This window comes from Zhongshania aliphaticivorans, from assembly GCF_902705855.1.
Classification (GTDB): domain Bacteria; phylum Pseudomonadota; class Gammaproteobacteria; order Pseudomonadales; family Spongiibacteraceae; genus Spongiibacter; species Spongiibacter aliphaticivorans_B.
The window spans coordinates 332646-359584 of record NZ_CACSIJ010000014.1; the positions used below are offsets into that span (position 1 = coordinate 332646).

Sequence of the window (26939 nt, forward strand, 5' to 3'; positions counted from 1 at the left end):
GGTTTATGGTTGTCTTCTTAATTTACTTAATGCTGAGCTGGTTTGGGATTGGTGCTTGGCTAATTTACGATCCCGCCGCCTTGGAATCCTATGCGGGGGTGGCGGCTTTAACGCCAACCGGCGAAACCGAGCTGCGGGCCATGTACGGCGGGATGGAATTGGCAATTGGCGGCGCGACCTTGTTGGCGTTGTTGCAGCCGCGCTGGCGTTGTCATGTGCTGTTTTTAAATGGTGTGGTGGCTGGCGGGATTGCCGGTGGCCGCTTGGTGGGAGTTGCACTTACAGGCAATATATCGGTATATACCGTATCAGCGTTGACCTTTGAGCTGAGTACAGTGGTGATATGCTTGCTATTGGCTCGTCGATTGCAGCGAAGCGGAGAATAAAACAATGGATGAATATCAGCAGTTAATTGGGGTGATATCCCTGACGATGGGGGTGGCATGGGCGAGTGGTCTCAATCTCTATGCCGCCATTTTGGTGCTGGGGTTTGGTGGTTCTACCGGTGGTATTGAGCTGCCAGAAAACTTACAAATTGTGCAGGATCCGGCGGTTATGTTGGCGGCGGGCCTAATGTACGCGGTCGAGTTTTTTGCCGACAAAATACCCGGTGTAGATACTGGCTGGGATGCTTTACACACGTTTATTCGAATTCCAGCGGGGGCCTTGCTTGCCGCCAACACCGTTGGCGACGTGAGTCCAGCACTGCAACTTGCCGCCGGCATAGTTGGTGGCTCAGTAACCTCGGTAACGCATGCGGCCAAGGCCAGTACGCGGGTAATGATTAATGCGTCCCCAGAACCAGTGAGTAATTGGCTGGCATCTATCTCTGAAGACGTCGCCGTGTTTGGCGGACTTTGGGTGGCCTTAAATCATCCGGTCTTGTTCTTGATTGCCTTTGTCGCCTTCTTGTTATTGCTTATTTGGCTGCTGCCTAAATTGTGGCGTGGAATTGCGCGAATCTTCCGCAAGCTTGGTCAGTGGCTGGGCTTGGTTGACGAAACTAGAGAGGCAATAGAGGACCCCTCTGCGCCTGCGGGTTCGCCACTTTCTCCATTGAAGGAGACACCGCGCAAAACCCTAGTTGAGGCTTTGCAAGGCTTGGAAGAAATGCATAAGTCTGGCGCGCTTAGCGACGTGGAGTTTGAACAAGCCAAGGCATCGGTGATTGCCGAGCATCAATTGGCGTAGTTGAATTGGTAAATGTGATCACGGTCACGGAACGACCTTTATTCCGAGCGTTTTTTTAAAAGAGACCTCAGTATGGCGTCGCTTGCCACTTATGCTGAGGTTTCTAAAAGGAATGCAATCGCGAACAAGCTTCATGCTTCGTTGTGTTAAATACGATTTAATCTACGGCTAAATGAAATTCTCATGCCACATCCATGCCCGCTGTGGCGATTAGGAGTTAAGTTGTCTACATGATAGGAAAAAAACCGAATCGCAAATTTATCGCCGCGCTGTTTTTAGCGGCCACTTGTATTAGCGCGTCTGCGCAGGCAGGGATCTTGCTCGCCGTCCTGACTAAAACGGGGATTCTCGCGATTGTGACGCCAATAACGACGGCGGTAGGTATTGATTTAGACGATACGCTGGTCACGGTAGATGGCGTTGTAACTGAGGTGCTTGGCGGCGACTTAACAGGAGGAGAGTTAAATCTGTCGGAACAGGAGGAGATAGATTTACGTGGTATGGATACTCCCGTTACAAGTGCAGCGGTGAATCTTTTACCACAGACATTCGCAACGGCGCCGGCAGATGATCAGCCCGCATTGATTCCGCTAGTAAACCTAGATCCGGTGTTTATTGTTGGTCAAATACAAACTCAGGAATATCGTTGTTCAGATGCGGATGGTGACGGGGTTTGCGATCAAGATGATCAGTGTTTGAATACGCCCGCAGGCAAAAAAGTGCTTGCTAACGGCTGCTATCTCGACGGCCCTCGTGGAGTGGTGTTGGAAGGCGTTTACTTTGAAAACGACAGCAATCAGCTCAGTATTCCCGCCCAGAAAATTCTTCGCGGTGTTGCTGAGGCGATCAAGCAATCGTCGGCCAGCCATTTTGAAGTAGGTGGTTACACCGACGATGCTGGCGACGCGGAATACAATTTACAGTTGTCAGCTAGCCGCGCGGCGGCGGTGCGTGATTACTTATTTCGCTTAGGCATTGCGAAGCCGCGCCTGAAGGTCAGGGGTTACGGCGAGGCCTCTCCGCGGGCGGATAATACGACGCCGGAAGGCAGGGCAATGAATCGCCGGGTTGAATTGAAAATGGTAACCGCGACTAGTCGAGAATAAGGCTGGGGCGCCTCTGCTCCACTATAAATCGAATATTTAGGAGAACGTAAATGGCAATTGATCTGCCACCGGTTATGCCGCCGCAGTTGGCGACGAATACCCAGATTGAAGCCGCAGGCCGAGAAAGTGCAGAGGCGATTACTGCGGTGGTGGCAGGCATCACTATGCGTGTTCTTGGGAATGAATACCTATCGCCCTCACAAGTGTCAGCCATCTTGTCTGCGGCGGAAACACCATCTGCCGCAATTACCACGTTAACGCGGCGCTATTACAACGCTGGATATTTATTGGTCAGCGTAAATTATTTTCGCATTGACGACACAGTTACCGTGTTAGTGAGTCAATCTACTGTAAAAGGTTTGCGTGGTAATCCCGCAATCACCGCGCATTTTAAAGGGCTGGTTGGCGACTCCGATTTGAATTTGGCAGAGTTTGACCGGGCGCGGGTATTGGCAGATGTGCAGGCTAATCGCGCGGGTCTTGCCTATAGTATCGCTTACGAACAACACTACGATAATCAGGTTATTCTCGATTTTCGTGAAGTGTCGGTCGATGATTACGATGCAACAGATGTCGTGCTGGAAATGAACAATAAAGGTAGTCGTTTTCTAGGTCGTTATTTCGGTCTGGCGGGCGTGCAGCATCGTTTCGCGACGGGCACCGAAGCGAGTTTAGCGTATAAGACAATATTCGAAGACTTGGGCGAAGCCGGCGACGGCGATGGCTATCATCAAGTGGATTTTAGTATTGAACACCCATTTACCTTTGGCTTGTATGGTTTGGATTTTACGCGGATTGAATACCAGCGGCATCCGAAATTGGCGAGCGCTACATCTGGCGGCCTGCTGGGGATTTGTTTGCCGCCTTTATTTAGTTGCACGCCATCAGGAAGTGTTGCGGTAAATCTCGATGCCGAGATTAATATTGCTGCCTTGTCTGGCGAGCAAGTGCTGTACAGCAATCCGGTAAGACGCTGGGCGTTGTTTGAAAAAATAGAATATGTAAGTTCTGAAATTCAAACGGAATTACAGGCGCGGCCATTATTAGATGAGACGTACCAAACCGTAGAGCTGGGTGGTAAGTATTCTGAGCGTGGTGAGCTGGCTAGCTTGCCATCGTATTTTAAGGCGCAGCTTTCTGTGCGGGCGGGCNTTGGTGATGGCGGTAGTTTAGATTCGGATAGTAGCGACGGTGTTGGCATTGGTCAGCGCTCGGCGGAATTCATTATGCTGCGCTCCAAGCTTGGTTATAAGTTTGCTTTGGCTGATCACTATGAATTGGCGATGAATTTAGATGCGCAGTTTAGTGATGGCACCCAGTTGCCACAGCAGCAGCAATATGTGTTGGGTGGTATGAATAGCCTTAGTGCCTATTTGCCTGGGGTGTTGATTGGCGACAATGGCTATTTTGTCCATGCGGCGCTAAATGCTAAATACCGCGCTTGGGGAATGCCTGTCGAAGCGTCGATCTTTGCCGAGTACGGTGCGACTAATTTCAGCGATGTGTCTGGGGAGCTGGGTATGGAGCAATCGCTCGCCGATGCCGGTGTTCGTTTTAGCGCCTCTCTTGGTTACGGCTTTGAAACGGATTTTGTTGCCGCAGTACCGCTGATGGATAAAGTCGCGGATAAGACCCGTGTTGATAGTTTGGAGTCCGATTTCTTTTGGCGGCTACGCTGGACGTATTAGTCGCGCCTAATTTAATAGATGCCTTTATTCGCCTAACAGCATTTTGCTCAGTAAATGATCTAATTGATCCTGTTCTTTTGCGGTCAAATTCCGTAAACGGTCTGCGTGTAAGTGCGCAATAGTGCCAACGAGATTTTCAATCAGGTTTTTGCCTTTCGGGCTCAGCTGTACGAGTAAACTGCGACCATCTTCGGGGCTTGCAGGGCGTTTTATTAAGTTGACAGATTCTAGGCGGTGAAGAAGTTTGGTAAGGCCGCCTGAGCTTATTAGTAATGCTTTGCACAGTTCCGTGGGTGTAATGCGGTGGGGTGTTGCCTGCCGGCGCAGTGTTGCGAGCACGTCAAATTCTGCGCGCGATAAATTGTAATCTTTTAGGCCGAGTGTTGTTTGTTTCATAAATACATCACTGGCGCGAAGTATTCTTAGAACCGCGGGTCTGGCTGCGCTGTACATTTCTGGCCAATTTTCCTGTTGTTGACGGCGGAGCTCCTCAATGGTGGTGCGTTTGTCGTCCATGTTTAGTCTCATGCTTTGTTAGTTTGAAGGCGTAATTGCCACTGCTCGGTTTAGTGAATAATTGGATATTATCTTGCTGGAAAGATAAATTCTAGTTATTATCTTTCTGGAAAGCTAAATACGGAAAATCTATGACTCCCGCAATGCCCCCGCTGAGGCTTATTATTTCCCTCGCGCTTATTTTTGCCTTATCGCCATTGGCAATAGACATGTATCTCCCGACGATTCCTGCAATAGCTGGGGAATTATCTGTGCCTGTGCAAGACGTAGCGATTACCGTCAGTCTTTATATTTTAGGTCTTAGTTTTGGGCAGTTTTTTGGTGGGCCGACTAGCGATTATATTGGTCGGCGCCCGGTGTTATTTATAGGCTTAGCGATATTTGCGTTGGCGAGCCTAGTCATCGCTTATACAGACTCGCTGCAAATATTTTGGTTGGCACGCTTTTTACAGGCTTTGGGCGGAGGCTTTGCCTCTGTGGTTGTACCGGCGATTATCCGTGACCATACCGAAGGGCAGGCAACGGCAAAATTGTTTTCGCATATTATGCTGATTACCATTATTGCGCCGGCCATTGCGCCTAGCATTGGCACACTTTTATACAGTGTGAGTGGCTGGCGTATGGTGTTTATTGTGCTCGCAGTGTACGCAGTGGCAGTGTGTGTCATGGCGGCACTATTTGTTGGCCGAGCTTCGAAAGTAGCGGTGTTAGCTACTACGGCACCGGTTCAGGAAAGCTTGCTTACGCGTTATCGTTTTGTGCTGAGTAACGTAACCGCTATGCGCTATTTGGTGTCTCAGGGTTTTGCGTTTGGTGTAATGATGACATTCGTTGCCAATGCTGCGCTGGTATATATTGATCAATATGGTGTTACTGAAACGCAATTTTCTATGCTGTTTGCTGCAAATATAATTCTGTTGGCAGTTGGCAATAGGGTGAATAATTATTTGCTGAACAGTATTCTCGCCGCACGTATTATGCAAATAGCACTGCTATTTCAGTGTTTCGTCGCTGGCGGTCTACTTTTGGTTACTAGCTTTATGCCGCCGCTGTGGATAGTTGCGCCCCTCATCATGCTGTGTGTTGGCTCTCTTAGCGGTGTGATGGGTAATTCGCAAGCCAGTGCTTTGCAGTTTTTTCCCAATCATAGCGGCATTGCGTCGGCGTTATTAGGCAGTGCGCAGTATCTAATTGGCGGTCTTATAAGTGGCGTATCAACATTATTTATAAGCGATAAAATGTGGCCGATGACCATTACCATGTTTGTAGGTGCTTTTATTGCGTGGCTGTTTGTACCAAAGGTGTCTAAAGCGCCGCTGCAGACTAATTTGAGTGCTGAAAGTAGTCATTAACTTGATATAAAAACAGATCACTACGGTGACTATATTGAGTATTTGGCGCTAATTTTGACATGATCTTTAGCTATTTTTACAAAGCTCGAGCCAGCGTAATATTCCTTCACTGCGGTATTTTTGGCGGTGCAAGATAAAGTAGAAATAGCGTTTTAGATCTCGGCCATTAGCGCTTAATGGCACGAGTCGCCCACTGTCAAAGGCCGCTTGCAGGGACAGGGTTGATAGGCAGCCAATCCCCAATCCGGTTTCAACGGCGCGTTTGATTGCCTCGGTATGTTGCAGTTCAAGGCGGATGTTTAACTCCGGCAGTAGTTCGTGTATTGCCCGGTCAAAGGCTTGTCGAGTACCTGACCCTGCTTCACGTAAGATCCACTGGGCTGAAAGTAGATCGGCGTCACTGAGGTTCTTTTTGTGAGCTAGTGGATGATTGGCGCTGCAAAAGATTTGCAATTCATCTTCTCTCCAGCGTGTGACTTCTAAGTCAGGGTGATGTAACTCGCCCTCTATCAAACCTATGTCTAGGTCGAAATTTAAAACTTGTTGGCTGATGACGGCGGTGTTGGCGACGTTCAGCTGCACTTTAGCGGCGGGGTGGCGGTTGATGAATTCGGCCATGATATCTACCGCAAGGTAATTGCCGATGGTCAGAGTGGCGCCGACTTTGAGTTCACCGACCTGATCGTGTTTACGAAATCCTTGTTCTAGCGCTAATGCTTGGTCGAGTAGTGCCTCGGCTTGGGGGCGCAGGGCGCGGCCTAGCTCGTTTATTTGAAGGCGCTTGCCAATGCGGTCAAATAGCTGAATAGAAAATTGCTGTTCGAGGTCTTTGAGGGCGCTGGAGGCGGCAGACTGCGACATAGACAGTTGTTCTGCTGCACGGGTGATATTTTCTGTGTGGGCAGCGGCAAGAAAGACTTCGAGTTGGCGCAGGGTATAGTGCATATTTGTAAAACCGATATCAAAAATCATAATAAGTCATTTTGCCGATAGCATAGACCTCCCTTACAGTGTTGGCAAGTAAGAGCAGCAGCGCAGGTTTTGCGCGAATATTGAAGAGAGGTTTGCAATGAGCAATATAGTTTCTGAACGAGTTACCAGCGTCCATCACTGGAACGACACCTTATTCAGCTTTAAGACTAGCCGCGATCCATCATTCCGTTTTGAGAACGGACATTTCACCATGATTGGTCTTAAGCAGGGTGAGAGAAACCTAATGCGTGCCTACAGTATTGTGAGTGCTAACTACGAAGAAGAGCTCGAATTCTTTAGCATTAAAGTGGCGGATGGCCCGCTCACCTCGCAATTGCAGCAGATTAAAGTGGGTGATGAAATATTAATTAGCCGCAAACCGACAGGCACTTTAGTGGCAGATAATTTGCTGCCCGGTAAAAATCTGTATCTTCTCAGCACTGGCACAGGCTTGGCGCCCTTTATGAGTATCATTAAAGATCCTGAGGTATATGAGAAGTTTGAAAAGGTTGTGCTAGTACACGGTGTGCGTTACGAGAGCGAGTTGGCTTACCAAGATTTTATCCGTAATCATTTGCCACAGCATGAATTTTTTGGCGAGTTTGTGCGCGACAAGTTGGTTTACTACCCCACGGTTACCCGTGAGAAGTTTGCGAATCAGGGCCGCTTAACGGATTTGATTCGCAGCGGTAAGCTAATGGCAGATGTGGGCTTGCCAGCACTGAACACCGAGGATGACCGTTTTATGATTTGTGGTAGCCCAAGCATGTTAAAAGATACGTGTAGCCTACTTAACGAGGCGGGCTTTAAAGAAACACGCGGCGGTGAGTATGGCCACTTTGTCATAGAACGTGCGTTTGTAGAGCACTAAAATTTTCGGTTCTAGTTTCTTGTCTAAGCCCCGTTTTGGGGCTTTTTGCTTGGTGGGTTGGCGTATTGTCGCGGCTTACTCCCTGTAAAGATTAGCGTCACCTAGCTAAAGCGATGGCTACGGCGAATTTTATTTGCTTATTTATGGCTTGAAGTCGGCTTTAAGGTGGAGTCCTGCTGGCAGCCTTGATAACTTAGGTATCGGCTTTGGTCTGGGCAAGAGAACGCTATGTTTAAAAAAATCGTACTATCCTTAGTGTTACTGCTGGTCGTGGCGGCGGTGTACCTGCAATTTGGACATTTGCCGGAACCGTTACCAGCCGACTCGCAGAGTAGCTATTGGCTGGAAAAGGGAATTTACGATGTCAGCTATTTCGATGTTGAGCTCGTTGATGATACCCGTCCGACACAAAAGAATGGTGACTACGCCGGCAGCAATGAACGCCGCCTGCAAACTCGAATTTGGTATCCGCAAGACTTGGTCGCCTCGGCGCCATTACTTATCTACAGCCATGGCTTTATGTCGTCGCGCAGCGGTGGCAGCTATCTTGCTGAACATTTTGCTAGTCATGGTTATATTGTCGCCGCCATGGATTATCCTTTAACCAATATGAGAGCCCCCGGGGGGGCATTGGTTAAGGATGTTGTCAATCAGCCCGCCGATATTAGTTTTTTAATAGACCAGTTTGTGTCTTGGGATGCGGATGCGGGGCATCAGTTTTATGAGCGCGTCGATGAGAAGCATATTGGTGTTATGGGTTTGTCTTTGGGTGGTATGACTTCGACCTTGGCGGCGTTTCATCCTCGCAGTGCAGATTTGCGGATATCTGCGGCGGTCTCAATAGCGGGGCCGGTATTTGTATTCGGGCCAGCGTTTTATGAGTCGCGAAACATACCCTTCATGATGATTGCCTCACCTATTGATGCCATGATTGATTACAGCACGAATGCCGCGACTATTTTGCCGAATGTAAAAGGTGCGGTCTTAGTGACGATGAATAATGCGTCGCATACAGGATTTGCAGCGCCAAGTCGTTATTTGAGGTGGCTTGATAACGCCGATTTGTTGGGTTGTAGTATGGTGACTCGCGGTTTAGAAAAAACCACCGATGAGCTGTGGGCAAGTGAGTTGGGCGGCCCTGAAGAGGGTGTTTTGGCTGTGCCACAAACCGCATTGTGTACGACCGACCCTTTGCCGCCGGCAATGAGCCCTATTCGCCAGCAATGGCTGACAACACTGGCGGTGTTTCCTTTCTTTGAATCACAATTTGCCCTGAGTGAATTGCGTCGCAAGGAAGCTAGTGAGTATTTACTTAATACCTACGCCAGCGAAATAGCTGAGGTCAGCGTGGTGCGAGCCGCCAAGTAAGTGCAATATACTTTAGAGCTATGAGTGAACTCAGCAGACGGTTATATTAATCGCGCTTTTGGCCAACGCTACTGATTCGTGGTGAGTTGGTCTTTGTATGAGAGACATCAATAATAATTGATAGGTGAAAAAATGACGGTTGCTTTTTGGTGTGTGTTTATTGCGTGTTTGCTGCCGATAGTTACCGCGTGGGCCTGTGGGTACTTCCGCGGTAAGCAGTTTGGAAAAATAGACAATAAGCATCCTCGTGCACAGTATGCGCAGCTAGAGGGGGCTGGGGCTCGGGCTTATGCTGCGCAGCAAAATGCATGGGAAGCCTTACCTGTGTTTACCGCTGCGGTGCTAGTTGCACATTTGGCGGGGGTTGATCCAAGCAAGTCGGCGATGGCGGCCGAAATATTTATTGTTGCGCGAATTTTGTACCCTATTTTTTATATAGCTAATAAAGATGCGCTTCGTTCATTGGCATTTATTGTTGGCTTGGGTGCCTGTATCGCATTGTTTATTATGGCGGCTTAAAACGAATGATTGCAGTGATGCAAAAGCAAATACGGATATTGTGTTTGTTGCTGGGCTTGGTTCTGTGCGTTAACGCAATGGCGAAAACGGAGCCAGAGCCAGAAGACGACGACGGTTTAGCCGGTTCGGAGGAGTTTTTACCGATAGAAGAGCCGCCACCACCGCCGTCATTGTTACGCGCAGAGCAAATTAAACCAGAAACCTTTGATAGCTTTCCTCGCGGTGGCCCCGACAGTATTGCGGGGCTTGGCGACTGGTGGTTATCTAACGGCAAGATTTGTGTGGTGGTGAGTGACGTTGATCATCACGCAGGCATTGTTGCTGGCGGTGGAACGCTTATTGATGTTGGTCATTGTGAACGCGGTAATGATCAGTGGACTTACGCGAATATTTTAACGGGTTTGGCGAAAGATACCGCTATTCCGGTTTCAAAGGTCAGTGCCGTGATAGACGGCGATCATGCAGATATCATCACTGTGGGTGAGGGCGATGGTATCCGTCAAACCGTCACTTACCGTTTGCTGGAAAATGGTGAGTCCCTTGATATTGATGTGAAGATTGAGCGCATAGGCAAGGGGCGAGAAGTACAAATGAGTGGTTTGTTTACGCTCTATTCTCAGCGCGCCCTAACGCCGTTTAGTTTGTCTAGTTACATGCCTGATGCAACGCTGGGGTTTCAGCATCCTGCTATAGATCGTAATAAAGTGTCGTCGCTATTGGGCGGAATGATGCCTAGCGATTGGAATATTTTGGTGGGTGCGGACACCTACGATTCCAAGATTAGTTATGGCGTGCAGCTGGGTTCGGCCGAGTTAATTAAGGCCAATGGCAGCCGCCAGCCGCTGCCGAGGTTTCTTGCGGTATTTCCTGATTACAGCTTGCATGGCTGGATGACACGCCCCTTGTGGTTTCAAAGCGAGCGGCTGACGTGGCTATCTTTGCTGCAAAATCAGTTTATGGATTTAGAAAAAGGCGAGCAGATGCTTGCCAAATTTAAAGTTTTGCTGGGCGATCGTGCAGATGTTGCTTCGGTTACCGACCAAATTTATAGCGGCCCGCAATTACGGGGTTATGTGAACAATGCTGATGTGTCCGTGGCGGTGTGGGATCAGGACGACCGCCCCGTAACCCAGAGCCGAGTGGCCGCTGATGGCAGTTTTAATATCCGTCTGCCAAAACATGTGCAATGGGTAAAAATGCAAACCACCGCGCCTTGGGGGCAAAAGATTACCCGTGAACTATCGTTGGCCGATGCGCGCAACGACAGCGGTCGCTGGGTGTTTCGCAAAAATGGTGCGCTGCGTTTACCGCGTGGCATCCCCATGAGTATGTATTTCTTTGGTTTTGGCGACACCGCAACCCCTGAGTTTGGCAATGATTTACTGGGGTTTACCGAGCAAGGGGTGTCCTTACCGGGAATGCTGCGTCGTAATCGTATTGATTTGGCGGGGGTGGATTCAGATTTAGAACAAATCGATTTACCGCCCGGGCAATATCGCGTGCTAACCGCGCGGGGGCTGGAGTTTGATGTAAAAGAATATTTGCTCACGGTTGTTGCCGGTAAAACTAGCCAGCTACCCGTTATTCCCTTGAAGCGAATTTGGCATGGCGGTGATTGGCATTCCGCCGACTTGCACGTTCACAGCGGCGCCAGCTTTGACTCGATACTACCCTTCGATGAGCGCCTGCGGAGTTTTGTCGCACAAGGGGCGGAGGTGCTGGTGGCTAGCGAGCATAATCGTTTGATTGACCAGCGCGGTCGGGTGGCTGCAATGGGCTTAGAGGGTAAAGTACAGGTTATTACTGGCGGCGAATTAACAGGTATGTCCCGTACCGAAAACGCGCCAATGACAGTGGGTCATAGCAATGCGTTTCCCCTAGTCGCGAAGCCGATGGAGTTTGCTGGCGGTATCCCGCCGGTAGAGCGCCGCGCTTTGCGAGAAGTTATCGCGGGGGTGCGTGAGCAAGCGCCAGATGCACTATTCCAATTAAATCACCCTCGAGCAGCTAATCCGCTTGATACTGATTTGGCGTTTTTTGATCATCTTTCGGTGGGTAAGAACTATGATCCGACGCAGCCTTTAGATAGTGAGAATAATGCCAGTTTGCTGGTGACCGATGCGGTATCAGGTTTCCGCGATATCGATTTTGATGTGCTGGAAGTGCTCAACGGGGCTGAATTCGCGGTATATACCCAGATTCGCGATGATTGGTTTTCTTTGCTAAATCAGGGTGCACGTCGTGCGGCCACCGGTAATAGTGATTCCCACGGCCTTCGTAGCGTAGTCGCAGCGCCGCGTAATTATGTTTATATTCCTAACTCGAATAAGCAACTGCCATTAGATGAGGCCGCCTTTGTTAATGCTGTGCGAGCAGGGCACAGCTTTGCGACAACGGGCCCATTACTGGCGGTAACCTTGCGAGACGAATATTCAGATGTCGGTATGGGCGATACTTTTTCTGGGCGGCATGGCGAGTTGCATGTACAAATTGATGCGGCGCCTTGGGTGTCGGTTGATACCATGACAATCTGGGTAAATGGGGCGATATATCGGCAGTTGAATGTCGCATCGGGTGACCATAAAGTTGTTGAACTTATTGTAGATTCTGATTCTTATGTGGTTGTTGAGGTTAGCGGTGAGCCTAGTCCGGTATACCGAGCCCTGATGCCTGATTTAATGCCACTGGCCTTGAGTAACCCGATATATATCGATGCAGATGGCAATGGGAAGTGGCGGGCACCCAAGATAATGAACTAGTCTAAGGCTGTGATTGTCATAGTCGACAAATGCTAAATGTGAATTATGGAAGCGCGTTGACCATTTAATGCTGTGAATATTGGCATGTTTTTTTTGATAATAGCTGTGTCATGATTGTCTCAGGACACAAAGATTGATGACGAACGAGGGGACTCACCAATGAATATTTCTATTAACGTTAGCCGTTGGACTACGCTGCTGGTTGCGGCAGTGTTTGCAACTGCATGTAGTATCGATCCGTATACTGGCGAAGAAAAAACAAGTAATACGGCTAAGGGCGCTGGCTGGGGTGCCTTGGGCGGCGCAGTGTTAGGTGCTGCGGTATCTAGTAAGAGCGACCGTAAAAAAGGCGCGCTACAGGGCGCGGCGGTTGGCGCGGCGGCTGGCGGTGGCTATGGCTACTATATGGATCGTCAAGAGGCCAAATTGCGCGCACGTCTTGAAGGGACTGGTGTAGGTGTTGAGCGTGTTGGCGATACCATTAAATTGATTATGCCAGGCAATATCACTTTCGACACGGGTAGCTCAGCCATTAAAGGCGGTTTTACCAACGTATTGGATAGCGTTGTACTAGTTGCTAAAGAGTTTGATAAAACCTTAATGCAAATTAATGGTTTTACAGATTCAACGGGTAGCTTCCAAACTAACCAGTCTTTGTCTGAGCAGCGCGCTGGTAGCGTTGGTCGTTACTTCATGAATCAGGGTGTAGCGGCAAGTCGTATTCGTACGACTGGCTATGGTCCACGCGATCCTGTTGCAGACAATAGCACTGCATCTGGTCGTGAGCAGAACCGTCGTGTAGAAATTGAGATGTTGCCAACTCAGTAATACATGCAGTTAGTTGTAGAGGGGCGTCATTAGTGACGCCCTTTTTTTGTCTAAAAATTGCCTAAACACGGGGCTAAAAAATGATAAATAATATCTATAGATTGCTACTTGTATGCATGGCCGCGTCGGTGCTTGCAGCCTGTGCCTCATTCAATCCCATTGAGAAGCCGAGAGTGGCAATCACAAATCTCAATATGGCGCCGGGCAATGGTTTCCAGCAAAAGCTGCTGGTTGGGTTGCAGCTAGATAATCCTAATTCTTTTGCGGTTAACCTTGGGCGCTTGCGATACACCTTAGAGCTGCAAGGGCAGTCGCTGGCTGGCGGCAGTTTGAACGAAGCGATAAGTCTGCCTGCAAACGGCCAGACGCAGCTCGTGGTACCCGTAGAAGTGAATCTGCTTAGTGGTATTGGGGTGTTAAGTAAGATCTTGGGGAATTTGCAATCTGATCTTGATTACAAACTTAGTCTTACTGCTGCGGTCACCAATTTTGGGCTCGGCGATATCACAATTAATAAGGTGGGTAAGGTCGGTATGGGTACGTCTGCGCCATAAAGTCTAGTTAAAGCCTTGTGGCGGGGGCGCCGCCACAAGGCTTTAACTTAGGCGCTTTTGGCTGCGGCCTTGTCTTTCGTTTTGCCGTCTAGGCTGTCGTGAAGGCTTAGAAGTTGCTGGGTTAATTTATGCGACGGCGCATAGTGAATCAACGGTATTTGCCTGCTGCGAGACTCTTTCATTTTTACTGAACTGCTTAAGTACTGATCAAAAATAGGTAGGCCATCGGCTTTCATATTATCAATGAGTTGGGTCGGCAAGCTGGCTTGGGCCTGGAACTGGTTTACAACAATGCCTTCTAATTTGAGCGCTGGGTTGTGGTCTTCGCGAATTTCTTCGACGGTCTCCATCAAGCCCATAAGTGCGCCCTGAGAAAAACTATCGCAGTCGAAGGGGATTACTAGGGAGTCTGCGGCAATTAGCGCTGAGCGGCTGTAAAAATTCAGTGCTGGAGGCGTATCAATGTATATATGCTCGTATTCCGCCTGGAGTTTGTTTAGCGCATCGCGGAGCTTGTAAATCTTGTGACGGGTTTCTAGCTCCCGTTCGATTATCGCGAGCTCTGGATGGGACGGCATTAAATACAAATTTTCAAATTCGGTTTCGTAGATGCAATCGCTAGCTTCTTTGCTTTTACCGAACAGGGAAAGCTTCTGTTTAAAAAAGTCGGCGGCGTTATCTTCTAGTTCGCGAAACTGAGGGCCGATGAGATATTCACTGCTATTGCCCTGAATATCTAAGTCGATTAGCAGGGTTTTATGTCCCTTCCATGCACTAATTGCGGCCAAATTACAGCTAATGCTCGTTTTACCGACGCCGCCTTTTTGATTGAAAATAACCCGCTTCATAGCTCTGCCCTGACGAAGTGTTACTGGGAAAAGGCAATCCTAGCAGCTCTCGTGCCAAGGTGCTATGGCCGCGCTTGGCACGGCGTTATGGGGCGAGATATCAAGGTGTTGAGCTGGGCTTTTTGCCAATCCATTCACCTGTGCGCAGCACGCCAAACAATAAGACCACCACGTAACCTTCAAGTGGATTACTGTATTCACGGTGGATGTCTTTGCGGAAAACAATGCACTCTAGCGCGTGGGCACTAAGAATGCCGATGCCGCCCCACGTTAACCAGTAACTGTTTTCACCTAATAATGGGTATGCGAAGTTGATCGCGAAGGCGACCCAAAATGCGAGTTGAGCAATTTTCAAAATCGTCGTCATAAACTTTGATCTCTTCGTTATTATTCTAAGTGTAAAGATAATGCAGTATTGATTTCAGGCCTTCAAGTACTGTTACAATCTTGTCACTTTAATTTTTCATATTGAATAGAGACGATCAATTTATGTATACGGGAATTGTGCATGGTGCGTATCCGCTTGCAAAGGTCGTACGTAAAACCGGCCTGCATCAGCTGCTTATCGACTTGCCGCCTCAGCTGCTTGAGGACTTGGTGATCGGCGCGAGCGTTGGTTTAGACGGTGTTTGTATGACCGTGACCAGCATAGATGGCGTGCGGGTGGCCTTTGACGCCATGCAAGAAACTTTGTCCTTAACAACGCTTGGCCAGTTAAATGATGGCGATAGTGTGAACGTTGAGCGTTCAGCTAAACAGGGCGCCGAGATTGGCGGTCACAATATTTCTGGTCATGTAGACGGCTGTGCCGAAGTTATCGGTATTGAAACCTCAGAGAATAATTGCACCTTGCGATTTCGTCTGCCGCAGAGTCTGAGTAAATATGTGTTTAAGAAAGGCTTTATTGGTGTGAGTGGCTGTAGTTTGACGGTAGCAGATTACCAGCGTGAAGCGGCCGAATTTACGGTGTGCCTGATTCCAGAAACTTTACGTGTGACAAACTTTGCGCAAAAACAATTGGGTGATCGGGTCAATATTGAAGTGGATCGGCAGACTCAAGTTATAGTTGATACCGTTGAGCGGGTGTTGGCCGAGCGAGGATAGTGGTGTTTGCCCCAGAATATGCATTCTGGGGCATCGTATGATTACGCCTCCTCGGGCATCAGGTTGTTAATTCGCTCTAGGGCGTCAACGTATTCGGTGACCAAGCGGAATATCACGGCGCGGGTTGATTCAACGTGGTTGATTTGCCCAACAACTTGGCCAACGGGATTGAATGCCACTTTCTGGCAGTCGCCCACTGAGGCATATCGTGATGTGCGGCGTATACCGTCGCCACTTACCATACCTTGTAGTGGCATGCCCAATGGGCTCGGTGCATCAGCGCGTTCCCACGCTTCGGTCCACTCATTTTTAAGCATGCGGCAGGTTTTACCAGTCCATGAGCGCGAGCGCACGGTGTCTTCGCTAGAGGCGTTAAGGAGTGATTCTTTTTGAGCTGGCTCGGCGTGAGCTTCTTCTACCGTTAACCATAACGATCCTGTCCATACCCCTGCGCAGCCCATACTCATTGCAGCCAACATTTGCTGACCATTGCCAATACCCCCCGCGGCGAGTACGGGGACCGGCGCAGCGGCGGCAACAGCTTGTGGCCATAACACCACAGAGCCAACATCACCGGCGTGACCGCCACCTTCACCACCTTGGGCAACAATAAAATCTAGACCGGCTTCTTTGTGCGCTTTGGCTTGTTTAACACGACCACACAATGCGCCGACCAAACGGCCGCTGTCTTGAATCATTTTGATTTTATCGGCAGGAGGTGTGCCTAATGCATTGGCGATGAGTTTGCACTTGGGGCGAGTGAGTGCCTCCATTAAAAGTGGTGTTGCGGTTGCTTCGGTCCAGCCGAGTAAGCCCATATTAGTCGTGCCGTCTGGCCATTCAGGTACGCCAGCGTCCGCCAATAATTTTTGCGCAAAGTCGATGTGCTCCTGTGGCACCATTTTCCACAATTCTTTTTCAAGGTCTTCTGGGCTCATATCGCCCATGCCTTCATATTTTTGCGGAATGACAATATCTACGCCGTAGGGCAGGTCGCCAATATGCTCGTCGATCCAGTCTAATTCGGCTTTTAACTCTTCGGGAGAGAAGCCAACCGCACCTAACACACCAATACCACCGGCTTTACTGACGGCAACCACCACGTCACGGCAGTGTGTGAATGCAAAAATGGGGTATTCAATGCCGAGTTTTTTACATATTTCGGTATACATTATCGGGCCTCTGACTAATTGCGGCGCGAAACACACGGCGCCATGAGTTAACGAGATCAGTATTGCGGACACCCTCGGTGGCGACAATGGCGTAAGTAATCAATCGCCATTGACTAAAAAGATCAGTATTCTTTGTGTAAGCCTGCCTTTGGGCTTGTGCGCTCGAGCCGCACAGAGTAAAAAGTGCTATGAATTTTCGTAAATCCCTTATAGGAATTTGGCTTTAAAATGGACAGAATTCCCTCCGCAAGCGCACGTATTTTGCTTTTACAAATTCGTCATCGTGCTCTGGATACGGAGATAACTGAGCTGGCTTTGAATCCCTACCAAAATCAGTTGTTGCTGCAACGTTTGAAGAAGGAAAAGCTGCGCATAAAGGATGAAATAGCGTGGCTAAAAGACGATTTAATACCTGATTTGGACGCTTAGCGGCGACTGGACAGTATGCTTGTGAGATATGTCTCACATAGCATGCTGCTATTGTCTGCTTTTACTTAGTTAGTAAGTGCCCATAATAGGCACCGTCAGGAAGACTTCAGCATTCAACGGATTGGGTGCGACATAGGATGTCAAAATTTTTAAAAAGCCGGAGCGGATGCTCCGGCTTTTTTTTGCATTGAGCTTTTGTTCCAGCTTGCTTAAGCTGCGGCCTTTTTGGGTAATCCTTTCATGATGTCATTTTTATGGTCGGCAGGTTTAAGCAATGACAGATCGTAACTTTGACGGTATCGCTGCGCGCTTTAAAAAAAATATCTACGGAAACGCAAAAGGCGAATTGCGACTGGCCCTGTGTTGGCGAGAGCTTATCGACAAATTGCCGGCGCTAAGCGACGGACAGCCACAGGCAGTATGGGACGCGGGTGGTGGCTTGGGACAAATGAGTATCCGTCTTGCCGGCCACGGACACTCGGTGCTGCTCAACGATATTTCTGCAGAGATGCTAGACGTGGCGCGTAGTGACATTACGCAGGCCGGTTTGATGTCGCGGCTAGATATTCGCCATGTCGCTATTCAAGAGATCACTACCGAGGAACGCAATCAGCAGGCTTTCGACTTGGTGCTTTGCCACGCGGTATTAGAGTGGGTGGCAAATCCAGAACAAGTGATTGCGGCTTTAGTCGCTGGAATGCGTCCTGGGGGCCATTTGTCACTGATGTTTTACAATCTTAATGCGCTTATTTTAAGCAATATGGCCAAGGGCAATTTATATAAATTACGGGATAGGGATTTTGCCGGACACCCCGGTGGTCTTACACCGCCGTCGCCGCGCCAACCACAGTATATTATTGAGCTGTTACAGCGAGCGGGTGTGGAAATTGTTGCAAAGCGCGGTATTCGTTTGGTCTACGACTTAATGCCGAGAGCGGTGCGGGCTGAACGGAGCATTGATGATGTGCAGGCCCTTGAATGGCAGTACGGCGCAGATGAGCCCTTTTGGTCCTTGGGGCGCTATGTGCACCTGCTGTGCCGTTTGCCGGAGTAAAGCCTAGGTGTTGCGAAAGCGGATGCCGAGTTTGTCGTACGCTGCGCCAAGAATCCAAAGCGGTCCAATCAATAAAAATAAAATATCGGTAAAGAACGATGGCTTCTGTGCCTCTTCTTTATGGCCGACAAACTGAAAAAACCAAGCGATAATCCAAATTGCAGCGGCGGGAATCCACAACGGGAAAGCCACATAACTTTGGTAGGCCATAATGCCAGCGGCAATCAAAATGACAAAAGGCAGCATGCCTAGCGCGAGTCGCCCTGACAGGTAGCCGTAAAAAAACATCGCAGCTATTAATATCACTTGCCCAAGATTCACCGGCGTTGCGGGAATTTGTACTAGCCAAAGTAGTGCGACAGTGCACACTGCAATCGCGGGTACACACCAATAATGAATGCGCTTATTCCGTGGGTTTTGGTGGGAGGCACTATATTCGTCCAGCCATTGAGTCAGGGTGCGCACAGGTGTTCTCCGCTGCTATTCCAAACGTCTTACGCTAAGCGATCTGCGCAAGTGGGTCAATGACTGGGCTGACATGAGGAGCTGGTATTTTAGGTCAGGTCGATGCGGATAAATGCACGAGTTTTTTTGCGGCCACCTAGGCTGGCACCTACATCTAGTAAGCGCATTTGCAAGCCGTATTTTTTTACGAGCTGGCGGTGCGCTAGTTTGCTTTCGGCTTCGTCAATTAAGTAGGCGTTGCCTGTAACATTGTCGCCAAGTGGTTTACCCGTGACGGTGCAGGGGGCGATTTTACATTCGCTAAAATTGCGTACGCGCTTGACTTTGCCCGCTTGCCCAGCAGAAAAAATATAGAGTGTTTTTGCGTCGCCAGCACACCAAACAGGCGTTGCTATAAAACTGCCGTCGCGCTTTTTGGTGCTAAATAAAATATAGCTGGCTTGGTGTAAAGAGCTCATGATGTTAAATCCAAAGAATAAACAGTGTTCGCTAGTGTGCGCGGCGAATGTGCTGCTTGCAATATCGGGATATAAGTCGTGGTAATTGAGCTGTGGTGGGAATGAATTTGCCGCCGATGACTGGCGGCAAATTTTACTTCATATCTGAGTGTGGAGATGGTTGTTAAGTCACTCAGAAGAGTGTGGCGATGCAGTAAAACAAGCCCGTGAAAACGATGGAGATCAGACTAAATTTTGCGCCCTGTTGAGCAATGTCACTAATCGTACACGCCTTGTCGGTGTGCGAATTCATTTTAAAGTCCTCTTAAGTAGATTGCTATTAGATCAAGCTAACAAAGCAAGATGCGATGCCGACAGCAACAATAGTTAGCAGGCTGTATTTGGCAACTAATTCGCCGATTACGTTAGTGTCTTGGTTTAGTACTGCTTGTTGTAATTGAGTCATGGTAGTGCTCCGTCTATAAAGTTTTGTGTGTGTCTTGATGACGGAGCCAGTATACGAAGAATCAATAAATATTTGGGTTACATAGGGTGTGTCATAACACGCTTAAAATATTGCTTTTACACGCTTTTTTAATCATTTGGATAGAATTGCAGAGAAGTAAAAACAAGGACTTAGCGCTTCTATTACCGAATATTTAAGCAATGTTTAAGTGGGTGTAATGATGGCGCGGGGGTTAAATAGTTGTAATAACTGAGAAAAGCCTCTGATTACGATGCCTTGTTGAAATAATTAAGTGATCCCTAAATTGTATTCTTTGAGTAGCTCGCCAATTAAAAAGCTTTCAACCGCGACCGCGCCACGGGCAAACCAATCGTCCGCTTCGGGCTTGCTTCCTACTTCGTAAATAAGGATGGGCCACGGCAGGGTGCGTAGGTCGACGTCTATGGGTACACAATTGCGGTCGCAAAATAAAACTTCAGGCTGTAGTTCGACCAGTGCAGCTGACTGGGGATCTGGCCACGCATCAAATACCGCGCCAAAGCGCTGCCAGCCTTCGTGAAGTGCAAGCTGAAGGGCGCTAAGTTTAAAGCTAATGAGGATGCAGCGCGACGCGACGGCGCGCAGAGTATTGATAACGGCATCGACAACAATTTTTTCACCAAACTGAGTAAGACTCTCTTCTTTAATTTCAACGTAGGCATTCACTGCGGGGTTGGCTTGTAGCAACGCAGCAATGTCGCTGAGTCGGCACATAGGGTTGTTCGGAAATGCATTGCCTAGGCGATAGCTTTCGGTGGCAAACAACGTATCTAGCTCAGCGGCGGGATAATCCCAAATTAATCCTTCGCACTGGCACATACGCATTAAATTGGCGTCATGAAAAACATAGGGAACGTGGTCGGCGCTCAGTTGAATGTCGAGCTCAATGTTTACTGCGCCAGCCTGTATGGCTTGCTCAAAGGCGAGAAGGGTGTTCTCTGGGTAGTGCTGGCGCCAGCCGCGATGGGCAACAAAGTTTTCTGCTTGCATAGGAATTTCACCGCGAATGGAATTTTATAACAGTATCCAATTTATCGTAGTCGGAATAAAGTGCAGGGCAATTGTCTGATCAAAAAACCACGTCGGCAATGACTACTGCTATCGGGTTTGCGAGCCTATAATGCGGGCTTGGTTTATATTTTTTGGAGAACATATGTCTGTGGTATCGATAAAAGCCTTGTTGGCAGGACAGCGTGAACCTGGCTGTGAAGTAACTGTGCAGGGCTGGATTCGCAGTCGTCGAGACTCTAAAGGTGGTTTTTCATTTTTGGCCGTGCATGACGGCTCGGCGCAGTCGGCTATTCAGGTGGTCGCCCCCGGTGAGCTCATGAATTACGAGGCGGAGATTTTGAAGTTAACTGCTGGCTGCTCAGTTATTGTCAGTGGCGAGCTGGTGGCGTCGCAGGGTAAGGGGCAGAATGTTGAAATACAGGCAAGGCAGATTGAAGTCTGCGGCTGGGTCGATGACCCCGATACCTATCCCATCGCAAAAAAGCGCCACAGCTTTGAATACTTACGTACGGTGGCGCATCTGCGACCGCGTACTAATACCTTCGGCGCGATCACGCGGGTAAGGACCGTATTGGCAAATGCAGTGCACCGTTATTTTTATGAGCGCGGTTTCCAATGGATTAACTCGCCGTTGATTACGGCCAGTGACTGCGAAGGCGCAGGCGAGATGTTCCGTGTTAGCACCTTGGATTTAATGAATTTGCCCCGCACTGAGAGTGGTGGAATTGATTTCAGCGAAGATTTCTTTGGTAAAGAAGCTTTTCTTACCGTGTCTGGCCAGTTAAATGCCGAGGCTTATTGTTTGGCCATGTCTAAGGTTTACACCTTTGGGCCGACGTTTAGGGCTGAAAATTCGAACACCAGTCGTCACCTTGCCGAGTTCTGGATGGTGGAGCCTGAAATTGCGTTTGCCAATTTAGACGACGATGCGGCGCTGGCAGAAGATTTTTTACGGTATCTGCTCTCAGAGGTTTTAGAGAACTGCGAAGATGACCTTGCTTTTTTTAATCAGTATGTTGATGACGGTGTACTAGCCCGTTTGCAGAAAGTGGCGAACACGAGTTTTGAGCGCATGGATTACAGCGATGCGATTAAAATTTTAGAAAAGTCGGGCAAGAAGTTTGAGTATCCCGTGCGCTGGGGGCTAGACATGCAGTCCGAACATGAGCGTTATTTGTGCGAAGAACATGTCGGCGGCCCGTTGATCGTGACCAATTACCCTAAAGACATCAAAGCGTTTTATATGCGCATGAACGACGACGAGAAAACCGTCGCGGCCATGGATGTGTTGGCGCCCGGTATTGGCGAGATTATTGGCGGTAGTCAGCGCGAAGAGCGCTTAGATGTTCTCGAACGTCGTATGGCTGAGCAAGGTTTAGACGGGCTGGAGTGGTATCGTGACTTACGGCGCTATGGCACGGTGGCGCACGCGGGTTTTGGTTTGGGTTTTGAGCGTTTACTGAATTACATTACCGGCATGGAAAATATCCGCGACGCTATCCCCTTTCCGCGTACCCCTAAGCACGCTGATTATTAAGTCGGGGGATTCGATGCGTCGGTGTGTGAGCCGGCGCCTGTTTCATCTTCTAGAAAGAGGATAGCTCGCGTCTCGCCATCTAATAGATCGGCCAAGGTATATGTCGTCAATGCGGTCAGAAAAGCCTCAAGTGCGTTATCTAATAAGCCTTTTAATTTACAACTACTGATAATTCGGCAGGGTTGCTCGTTACAATTAATTGGTTTGAGAGTGGTTTCAAAATGTGTCACCACATCTACGAGTGCAATTTCTTCGGCTGATTTACTCAGCCGAATACCGCCACCTTTTCCTCTAGTAGCCTCTACATAACCTAAGCGAACCAAATGCATAACCACCTTGGATATGTGGTTTGCCGAAATGCTGTAATAGTCGCAGATATGCTGGATAGTGCTTTGCTCGCCGGCTGGCAGATGCCCCAAGAATATGAGCGTCCGAAAGGCGTAATCTGTCTGTTTGCTTAATTTCATCGTTAGAGTATTGCGTAGAAACAAAAGATGCGAGTATTATACACCTTTTAAACATGTATAAAAAATGCATATTAAATTACGAGGATTGATGATATGACAACATTGTATGAGCGTATTGGTGGTGAGCCCGCAGTGGACAAAGCAGTAGACATTTTTTACGACAAGATTATGGCGGATGGGCGTATAAGCGCGTTCTTTGAAAATATTGATATGTTTGCCTTGGCCCGTAAGCAAAAGCTATTTTTGACTATGGTGTTTGGTGGTCCAAGTGAATACAGCGGTGAGGATATGCGTACCGCTCATGCGGGGATGGGGATAAACAATGAGCACTTTAATGCGGTGGTAGAAAACCTCGCCGGAACATTGAGTGAGCTTGGTGTTGGTGCTGATGATATTGCTGAAGTCGCAAAAATCGCAGATAGCGTTCGTGATGAGGTGTTAAACCGATAATTGTGTGGATATAAATAACGCGACTCGATTTAGCGGTAAGACTGCCTAAAGCTGAGTCACGTTATTTACCAATACAGCGGTTTGAATTAAACCAATAAGAACATCAGTTTGCGTTGGAAGTCATCTAGCTCTGAGGTTTTTACTTTTACTAGTTGGTCGAGTTGGAATGACTGCTTGTCGTTAAACAGGCGTAAGGTATCGGCGTCGAAGCTCAATTTTTCGGGAATGGTGCGTGCTTCTACAAAGCCGCTAATTCCGGTGTCGAGTAATTCAACCGTAAAGCCGCCGCCGTTAACGTGGGCGATTCGCGCATCGTAATCAGTGTCAGTGGTATTGCGCGCCAGATACTGGTATTGCAGCCATTGTTCCATCTGCTTGCTTGCCTGTCGGCCATTGCGAATGCCTTCTAGCAAGGTACTTAGTTCGTCTTCATTCGGCAGTATTGGCGTCTCGTTATTTAGTTTGGCGCGAATACAGCGTTGCACTAATAAATCGCTGTATTTACGTAGCGGCGAAGTAAAGGTGGTGTAGCGCTCTAGACCAAGTCCAAAGTGCGGTTTGGCTTCAGTGCTAATATCGCCAGGCTGTAGCATACGGGCAAAAACACTGCGCAACGGCAGGGGTGATTCGCTGCTTTCGCAGGCCTTAATTAATGCTTTATAGCCAGGCAGTGTTGCGATGTCGCAGTCTACTAAGCTGGGGATTTCTTTACTTATTACGGTGCGCACATTGTCGTAGCGATCTTCACGTAAGCCGGCGTGGCAGACATACAACGCAGGGGAGTCGGCGAGCCATATCGCGGCGCTGCGGTTGGCGGCCAACATACACTCTTCTACTAGGTGGTGAGCATCGTTGCGCTCAATCTTGCTAATACTTTCGATTTTACGTTGCTCGTTGAGCTGGAAATAGAAATCCGGCTGCTCGGGCATAATGATGTGATGCTCGCTGCGGTACTTTTTGAGGGCCAAGCTCGCTGCGTATAAGTCCTTTAGACAGGCTTGGTCTAATTCCATTTCATTGTGGAGGTGAGCGTGGACATCGCTGTAGTTAAGTTTCGCTTTAGAGCGAATAAGCGCCTCGCTGAATTGAATGTCGCTAATCTCACCTTCTGCGCTGACTTGTAAGCTACACACGATGGCGCAGCGATCCTCATCGGCGACTAAGGAACAGCTACCTTGAGATATTGGGTTCGGTAGCATGGTTTGGGTGAAACCAGGCAAATACACGGTGTTGGCGCGTTGCTGGGCTGCGCGATCTAGGGCGCTGCCGGGAGTGATAAACGCGCCGGGATCGGCAACGGCAATGTGTAATTCCCAGCCCTTGTCATTGGCTTGCGCCCACAGCGCGTCATCGATATCGCGGGTTTCTGCAGAGTCTATAGTAACAAAGGGAATGTCGCGAAGGTCCTTGCGAGCCTCAGCGCGCAGGTCGTCACCGATGCTGCAGTCTTTAGGCCAGTCTTTGGGGAGCTTGAATTTGCGCTGGGTGTATTTACCTTCAATACCCGCGGTGTCGGGGCTGCCGATATTTTCTAAAACTTTGACCTGTGATTTGCCGTCTTTGAAGGGGTGCTGTGCGACCTGGCAATAGAGGAAGTCGCCTTCGCTACATTTTTTGCGCTGCGATGGTGGAATAAACAGCAGTTTATTAAAGCGCGGTAAATCGGGTTCGACAAAATGACCCTGCCCGCGCACCACGTAGCGACCGGTAAAACAGTCTAAAGGGCTTTCTAACAGCTTTTCTAATTCTGCTTTGAATTTGCCTTTGTCGTCGGTGAGGACGTTGATACGCACTCTATCACCGGGGAAAACCCGCTGCATATCGTCGGGAGCAAGAAATACGTCGCGACCATCGTCTAAGCGCACAAATCCAAAGCGTCGCTGGCTGCCGCGAACTTCGCCGTCGCCTTGATCTTTAGAATCTATGATTTGGGTTTTCAGCTGGTTTAGCTGTAGCAGGGCATTTTTGTCGAGCATGGATCGATGGTACCTGTGTTCGGGTCACGAAAAAGGGGTACAGGGTAGCGGAAATGTGTGGCGGAGTCTTCCGATATCACAGCGATAACGGTTGACAATGATGGTCATCGCTTTTAATAATCAAGCTACGCTGTGTTGTATGGAGCGGTCTATTGCCGTCATGCTTTCAATGCCTTCGGGCTTACGGTTACAAACCTTCTGCGCGCTGTATTCGTTCAGCTTCGCGACAACAGCCCTACGCTCCGCGAGCTGGCGTTTTCCTCCCTAATACCTTCCTTATTTGGTTCTCAAAACGGTCTTTTCTTGGTCGCGTTGAGCGCCGGTTTTCTTTTATGTTGTTAACAGAGAGTGTCCTATGGAAAAAATCTTTGTTCTTGATACCAACGTTTTGCTGCATGACCCCATGGCGTTAAACGCCTTTCATGAGCATCGGGTGGTGATCCCGATGACGGTGTTGGAGGAGTTAGATCATATCAAGGACAGGCGCGACAAAGACGTGAGTCGCGAGGCGAGGATAGCAATAAATGCGATCGATAAAATTTTATTCAATGCCAGTCCTAAGGCAATTCAAGAGGGGGTGCCGATTCCTAATGCGCGTGGCGGCGACGAAAACGGCAGTTTGGCTATTTTCCCCGACCAGCTAATAAACCACGATGTACCCGCGCCCTATTTAGATGGCAGTCAGCAGCAGGCCAACGACAACCGCATTATTAATGTTGCTCTGCATTTGCAGGTTAAAAATCCCAAAGCCTACGTCTGTTTGGTAACGAAAGACATCAATATGCGTTTGAAGGCCAAAGGCTCTGGGCTGGAGAATGTAGAGGACTACCGTAAAGACCGTGTACTTGAAGACATTCAATACATGGCAAAGGGCTACGAGCACTTGCCGGGTAACTTCTGGAGTCAGGTAGACAAGGTCGATACCCTAAGAGAGGGTGGGCAAACCGTACATGTGTTGAATCGCGACGTGCTGCCTAAAGTGCATATTAACGAGTTTCTCTACGATGATAGCGGCTTCGCCAGCATGGTGAGGTCAGTCGATGAAGACAAACTTGAGCTCTTAGATTTAAGTCGAGATCAGCTCATGCATCAGCGCATGTGGGGGTTGAGTCCACGTAACTTTGAGCAGGCCATGGCCTTCTTCTTGATTTCCCGTCCGCACATCGATATGACGGTGCTGACGGGGCCGGCTGGCTCTGGAAAGACCCTCATCGCCCTTGCTTATGGTTTACATGCTATTTTGGAAGAAAAGCGTTTCGATAAGATGATAGTGGCGCGTTCTACGCCGCCGATGGCTGAGGATATTGGTTTTCTTCCCGGCACCGAAGAAGAAAAAATGGCGCCGTGGTTGGCGGCATTTGAGGATAATCTCGAAGTTTTGCATGGCACTGACGAGTCGCCTTACAGCAGCATTGAGTACGTGAAAGACAAGGCGAATATTCAGTTTAAGTCACTGAATTTCATGCGCGGGCGCTCCTTTAATAACGCCTATATTGTGATTGACGAGGCGCAGGGGCTCACCCAGTTCCAGTTGAAATCAATCATCACACGGGTGGGTGTAAACTCCAAAATAGTCGTTTTGGGCAACCTTGCGCAGATCGATAATAAATACATATCGCCGCTAACCTCGGGTCTTACTTATCTTGTAGAAAAGAGTAAAAACTTTGAACATGCCGGCGTGATGCATGTGAACGGTATAGAACGATCGCGCTTAGCGGCGTTTGCTGAGGAAAATTTATAGGCAAGTATGGCAGAAGAAA

27 protein-coding genes are annotated in these 26939 nt (G+C 48.8%); 16 read left to right on the forward strand and 11 right to left on the reverse strand.

Translation table 11 applies throughout. From position 1 onward, the window contains the following. The first annotated feature begins 5 nt into the window (after positions 1-5). The 3 genes from GVJ32_RS13605 to GVJ32_RS13615 all read left to right on the forward strand — a co-directional run bounded on the left by GVJ32_RS13605 (position 6) and on the right by GVJ32_RS13615 (position 2297). Complete coding sequence (locus tag GVJ32_RS13605; RefSeq protein ID WP_159240640.1) at positions 6-386, forward strand: DUF4345 family protein; 381 nt, start codon at positions 6-8, stop codon at positions 384-386. A gap of 4 nt (positions 387-390) precedes the next feature. Beyond that, a complete protein-coding gene (locus GVJ32_RS13610) occupies positions 391-1191 on the forward strand; it encodes a DUF4126 domain-containing protein (protein WP_159240641.1) in 801 nt (266 codons plus the stop codon). A gap of 230 nt (positions 1192-1421) precedes the next feature. Beyond that, positions 1422-2297, forward strand: a complete 876-nt coding sequence (locus GVJ32_RS13615; RefSeq protein WP_159240642.1) for an OmpA family protein — start codon at positions 1422-1424, stop codon at positions 2295-2297. A gap of 1712 nt (positions 2298-4009) precedes the next feature. Here GVJ32_RS13615 and GVJ32_RS13625 read toward each other — a convergent pair. Continuing rightward, positions 4010-4501 (reverse strand): MarR family winged helix-turn-helix transcriptional regulator, encoded by a 492-nt coding sequence (locus GVJ32_RS13625; protein WP_200841421.1) that lies wholly within the window; start codon positions 4499-4501, stop codon positions 4010-4012. Between the two features lie 131 nt (positions 4502-4632). Between GVJ32_RS13625 and GVJ32_RS13630 the strand changes: the two genes are divergently transcribed. Beyond that, positions 4633-5853 carry a multidrug effflux MFS transporter gene (locus GVJ32_RS13630; RefSeq protein ID WP_159240645.1) on the forward strand — a complete coding sequence of 407 codons (1221 nt, stop codon included), beginning with the start codon at positions 4633-4635 and terminating at the stop codon, positions 5851-5853. A gap of 66 nt (positions 5854-5919) precedes the next feature. On the opposite strand, the gene GVJ32_RS13635 is transcribed toward GVJ32_RS13630, so the two are convergent. Beyond that, positions 5920-6798 (reverse strand): LysR family transcriptional regulator, encoded by an 879-nt coding sequence (locus tag GVJ32_RS13635; RefSeq protein WP_159240753.1) that lies wholly within the window; start codon positions 6796-6798, stop codon positions 5920-5922. 124 nt (positions 6799-6922) lie between these two features. On the opposite strand from GVJ32_RS13635, the gene GVJ32_RS13640 reads away from it, so the two are divergent. From GVJ32_RS13640 to GVJ32_RS13665, 6 genes are all read left to right on the forward strand, one after another. Then, a complete protein-coding gene (locus tag GVJ32_RS13640) occupies positions 6923-7696 on the forward strand; it encodes a ferredoxin--NADP reductase (protein ID WP_159240646.1) in 774 nt (257 codons plus the stop codon). Positions 7697-7924: 228 nt separating this feature from the next. Next, positions 7925-9064 carry an alpha/beta hydrolase family protein gene (locus tag GVJ32_RS13645; protein ID WP_159240647.1) on the forward strand — a complete coding sequence of 380 codons (1140 nt, stop codon included), beginning with the start codon at positions 7925-7927 and terminating at the stop codon, positions 9062-9064. Between the two features lie 132 nt (positions 9065-9196). After that, positions 9197-9583 carry an MAPEG family protein gene (locus GVJ32_RS13650; protein ID WP_159240648.1) on the forward strand — a complete coding sequence of 129 codons (387 nt, stop codon included), beginning with the start codon at positions 9197-9199 and terminating at the stop codon, positions 9581-9583. Between the two features lie 5 nt (positions 9584-9588). Next, the gene (locus GVJ32_RS13655) at positions 9589-12342 is read left to right on the forward strand and encodes a CehA/McbA family metallohydrolase (RefSeq protein WP_159240649.1); all 2754 of its coding nucleotides are present in this window, start codon (positions 9589-9591) and stop codon (positions 12340-12342) included. A gap of 159 nt (positions 12343-12501) precedes the next feature. Then, positions 12502-13170, forward strand: coding sequence for an OmpA family protein (locus tag GVJ32_RS13660; protein ID WP_159240650.1), 669 nt, complete (start codon positions 12502-12504; stop codon positions 13168-13170). Positions 13171-13250: 80 nt separating this feature from the next. Beyond that, positions 13251-13724 carry an LEA type 2 family protein gene (locus GVJ32_RS13665; protein ID WP_159240651.1) on the forward strand — a complete coding sequence of 158 codons (474 nt, stop codon included), beginning with the start codon at positions 13251-13253 and terminating at the stop codon, positions 13722-13724. Between the two features lie 47 nt (positions 13725-13771). Here GVJ32_RS13665 and GVJ32_RS13670 read toward each other — a convergent pair whose 3' ends face one another. After that, positions 13772-14572 carry a ParA family protein gene (locus GVJ32_RS13670; RefSeq protein WP_159240652.1) on the reverse strand — a complete coding sequence of 267 codons (801 nt, stop codon included), beginning with the start codon at positions 14570-14572 and terminating at the stop codon, positions 13772-13774. Between the two features lie 100 nt (positions 14573-14672). Further along, a complete protein-coding gene (locus GVJ32_RS13675) occupies positions 14673-14939 on the reverse strand; it encodes a DUF1145 domain-containing protein (RefSeq protein WP_159240653.1) in 267 nt (88 codons plus the stop codon). A gap of 122 nt (positions 14940-15061) precedes the next feature. Here GVJ32_RS13675 and GVJ32_RS13680 point away from each other — a divergent pair, with 122 nt between their 5' ends. After that, complete coding sequence (locus GVJ32_RS13680; RefSeq protein ID WP_159240654.1) at positions 15062-15676, forward strand: riboflavin synthase subunit alpha; 615 nt, start codon at positions 15062-15064, stop codon at positions 15674-15676. Positions 15677-15717: 41 nt separating this feature from the next. Here GVJ32_RS13680 and GVJ32_RS13685 read toward each other — a convergent pair whose 3' ends face one another. Next, complete coding sequence (locus GVJ32_RS13685) at positions 15718-16848, reverse strand: nitronate monooxygenase (protein WP_159240655.1); 1131 nt, start codon at positions 16846-16848, stop codon at positions 15718-15720. A 228-nt stretch (positions 16849-17076) separates the two neighbouring features. Between GVJ32_RS13685 and GVJ32_RS13690 the strand changes: the two genes are divergently transcribed. Together GVJ32_RS13690 and GVJ32_RS13695 are read left to right on the forward strand one after the other, a co-directional pair. Beyond that, positions 17077-17277 (forward strand): YdcH family protein, encoded by a 201-nt coding sequence (locus GVJ32_RS13690; protein ID WP_159240656.1) that lies wholly within the window; start codon positions 17077-17079, stop codon positions 17275-17277. Between the two features lie 274 nt (positions 17278-17551). After that, the gene (locus GVJ32_RS13695) at positions 17552-18331 is read left to right on the forward strand and encodes a methyltransferase domain-containing protein (RefSeq protein ID WP_159240657.1); all 780 of its coding nucleotides are present in this window, start codon (positions 17552-17554) and stop codon (positions 18329-18331) included. A gap of 3 nt (positions 18332-18334) precedes the next feature. Here GVJ32_RS13695 and GVJ32_RS13700 read toward each other — a convergent pair whose 3' ends face one another. The 4 genes from GVJ32_RS13700 to GVJ32_RS13710 all read right to left on the reverse strand — a co-directional run bounded on the left by GVJ32_RS13700 (position 18335) and on the right by GVJ32_RS13710 (position 20728). Next, positions 18335-18796: a DUF962 domain-containing protein gene (locus GVJ32_RS13700; protein ID WP_159240658.1), complete on the reverse strand. Its 462-nt coding sequence runs from the start codon at positions 18794-18796 to the stop codon at positions 18335-18337. 89 nt (positions 18797-18885) lie between these two features. Further along, positions 18886-19254, reverse strand: coding sequence for a PPOX class F420-dependent oxidoreductase (locus tag GVJ32_RS13705; RefSeq protein ID WP_159240659.1), 369 nt, complete (start codon positions 19252-19254; stop codon positions 18886-18888). Between the two features lie 319 nt (positions 19255-19573). Continuing rightward, the gene (locus GVJ32_RS18415) at positions 19574-19699 is read right to left on the reverse strand and encodes a hypothetical protein (RefSeq protein ID WP_286187618.1); all 126 of its coding nucleotides are present in this window, start codon (positions 19697-19699) and stop codon (positions 19574-19576) included. Between the two features lie 288 nt (positions 19700-19987). Beyond that, positions 19988-20728 carry a glycerophosphodiester phosphodiesterase family protein gene (locus tag GVJ32_RS13710; protein ID WP_159240660.1) on the reverse strand — a complete coding sequence of 247 codons (741 nt, stop codon included), beginning with the start codon at positions 20726-20728 and terminating at the stop codon, positions 19988-19990. A 163-nt stretch (positions 20729-20891) separates the two neighbouring features. Between GVJ32_RS13710 and asnS the strand changes: the two genes are divergently transcribed. Beyond that, positions 20892-22286, forward strand: coding sequence for an asparagine--tRNA ligase (gene asnS / locus GVJ32_RS13715; RefSeq protein ID WP_159240661.1), 1395 nt, complete (start codon positions 20892-20894; stop codon positions 22284-22286). Here the strand turns inward: asnS and GVJ32_RS13720 are convergent. Next, positions 22283-22753 carry an Rrf2 family transcriptional regulator gene (locus tag GVJ32_RS13720; RefSeq protein ID WP_159240662.1) on the reverse strand — a complete coding sequence of 157 codons (471 nt, stop codon included), beginning with the start codon at positions 22751-22753 and terminating at the stop codon, positions 22283-22285. The two genes, asnS and GVJ32_RS13720, sit on opposite strands and share 4 nt — an antisense overlap. Before the next feature lie 93 nt (positions 22754-22846). On the opposite strand from GVJ32_RS13720, the gene GVJ32_RS13725 reads away from it, so the two are divergent. Beyond that, on the forward strand, positions 22847-23203 hold the full coding sequence (locus tag GVJ32_RS13725; protein WP_159240663.1) for a group I truncated hemoglobin: 357 nt from the start codon (positions 22847-22849) through the stop codon (positions 23201-23203). 86 nt (positions 23204-23289) lie between these two features. On the opposite strand, the gene GVJ32_RS13730 is transcribed toward GVJ32_RS13725, so the two are convergent. Beyond that, a complete protein-coding gene (locus GVJ32_RS13730; RefSeq protein WP_159240664.1) occupies positions 23290-25179 on the reverse strand; it encodes a VacB/RNase II family 3'-5' exoribonuclease in 1890 nt (629 codons plus the stop codon). Between the two features lie 355 nt (positions 25180-25534). On the opposite strand from GVJ32_RS13730, the gene GVJ32_RS13735 reads away from it, so the two are divergent. Next, entirely contained in the window at positions 25535-26920 is a 1386-nt protein-coding gene (locus GVJ32_RS13735) for a PhoH family protein (protein ID WP_159240665.1), read from the forward strand. Positions 26921-26939 lie beyond the last annotated feature (19 nt).

Excerpts from the sequence above, each read along its gene's own strand:
- GVJ32_RS13645 (WP_159240647.1), top strand. The coding sequence starts at position 7,925 with ATGTTTAAAAAAATCGTACTATCCTTAGTGTTACTGCTGGTCGTGGCG.
- GVJ32_RS13720 (WP_159240662.1), bottom strand. The coding sequence starts at position 22,753 with ATGAAATTAAGCAAACAGACAGATTACGCCTTTCGGACGCTCATATTC.
- GVJ32_RS13615 (WP_159240642.1), top strand. The coding sequence starts at position 1,422 with ATGATAGGAAAAAAACCGAATCGCAAATTTATCGCCGCGCTGTTTTTA.
- GVJ32_RS13665 (WP_159240651.1), top strand. The coding sequence starts at position 13,251 with ATGATAAATAATATCTATAGATTGCTACTTGTATGCATGGCCGCGTCG.
- GVJ32_RS13705 (WP_159240659.1), bottom strand. The coding sequence starts at position 19,254 with ATGAGCTCTTTACACCAAGCCAGCTATATTTTATTTAGCACCAAAAAG.
- GVJ32_RS13730 (WP_159240664.1), bottom strand. The coding sequence starts at position 25,179 with ATGCTCGACAAAAATGCCCTGCTACAGCTAAACCAGCTGAAAACCCAA.
- GVJ32_RS13610 (WP_159240641.1), top strand. The coding sequence starts at position 391 with ATGGATGAATATCAGCAGTTAATTGGGGTGATATCCCTGACGATGGGG.
- GVJ32_RS13630 (WP_159240645.1), top strand. The coding sequence starts at position 4,633 with ATGACTCCCGCAATGCCCCCGCTGAGGCTTATTATTTCCCTCGCGCTT.
- GVJ32_RS13655 (WP_159240649.1), top strand. The coding sequence starts at position 9,589 with ATGATTGCAGTGATGCAAAAGCAAATACGGATATTGTGTTTGTTGCTG.
- GVJ32_RS13725 (WP_159240663.1), top strand. The coding sequence starts at position 22,847 with ATGACAACATTGTATGAGCGTATTGGTGGTGAGCCCGCAGTGGACAAA.
- GVJ32_RS13640 (WP_159240646.1), top strand. The coding sequence starts at position 6,923 with ATGAGCAATATAGTTTCTGAACGAGTTACCAGCGTCCATCACTGGAAC.
- GVJ32_RS13660 (WP_159240650.1), top strand. The coding sequence starts at position 12,502 with ATGAATATTTCTATTAACGTTAGCCGTTGGACTACGCTGCTGGTTGCG.
- GVJ32_RS13605 (WP_159240640.1), top strand. The coding sequence starts at position 6 with ATGGTTGTCTTCTTAATTTACTTAATGCTGAGCTGGTTTGGGATTGGT.
- GVJ32_RS13650 (WP_159240648.1), top strand. The coding sequence starts at position 9,197 with ATGACGGTTGCTTTTTGGTGTGTGTTTATTGCGTGTTTGCTGCCGATA.
- GVJ32_RS13735 (WP_159240665.1), top strand. The coding sequence starts at position 25,535 with ATGGAAAAAATCTTTGTTCTTGATACCAACGTTTTGCTGCATGACCCC.
- GVJ32_RS13690 (WP_159240656.1), top strand. The coding sequence starts at position 17,077 with ATGGACAGAATTCCCTCCGCAAGCGCACGTATTTTGCTTTTACAAATT.
- GVJ32_RS13670 (WP_159240652.1), bottom strand. The coding sequence starts at position 14,572 with ATGAAGCGGGTTATTTTCAATCAAAAAGGCGGCGTCGGTAAAACGAGC.
- GVJ32_RS13635 (WP_159240753.1), bottom strand. The coding sequence starts at position 6,798 with ATGCACTATACCCTGCGCCAACTCGAAGTCTTTCTTGCCGCTGCCCAC.
- GVJ32_RS13710 (WP_159240660.1), bottom strand. The coding sequence starts at position 20,728 with ATGCAAGCAGAAAACTTTGTTGCCCATCGCGGCTGGCGCCAGCACTAC.
- GVJ32_RS13680 (WP_159240654.1), top strand. The coding sequence starts at position 15,062 with ATGTATACGGGAATTGTGCATGGTGCGTATCCGCTTGCAAAGGTCGTA.
- GVJ32_RS13685 (WP_159240655.1), bottom strand. The coding sequence starts at position 16,848 with ATGTATACCGAAATATGTAAAAAACTCGGCATTGAATACCCCATTTTT.
- GVJ32_RS13625 (WP_200841421.1), bottom strand. The coding sequence starts at position 4,501 with ATGGACGACAAACGCACCACCATTGAGGAGCTCCGCCGTCAACAACAG.
- asnS (WP_159240661.1), top strand. The coding sequence starts at position 20,892 with ATGTCTGTGGTATCGATAAAAGCCTTGTTGGCAGGACAGCGTGAACCT.
- GVJ32_RS13675 (WP_159240653.1), bottom strand. The coding sequence starts at position 14,939 with ATGACGACGATTTTGAAAATTGCTCAACTCGCATTTTGGGTCGCCTTC.
- GVJ32_RS18415 (WP_286187618.1), bottom strand. The coding sequence starts at position 19,699 with ATGACTCAATTACAACAAGCAGTACTAAACCAAGACACTAACGTAATC.
- GVJ32_RS13695 (WP_159240657.1), top strand. The coding sequence starts at position 17,552 with ATGACAGATCGTAACTTTGACGGTATCGCTGCGCGCTTTAAAAAAAAT.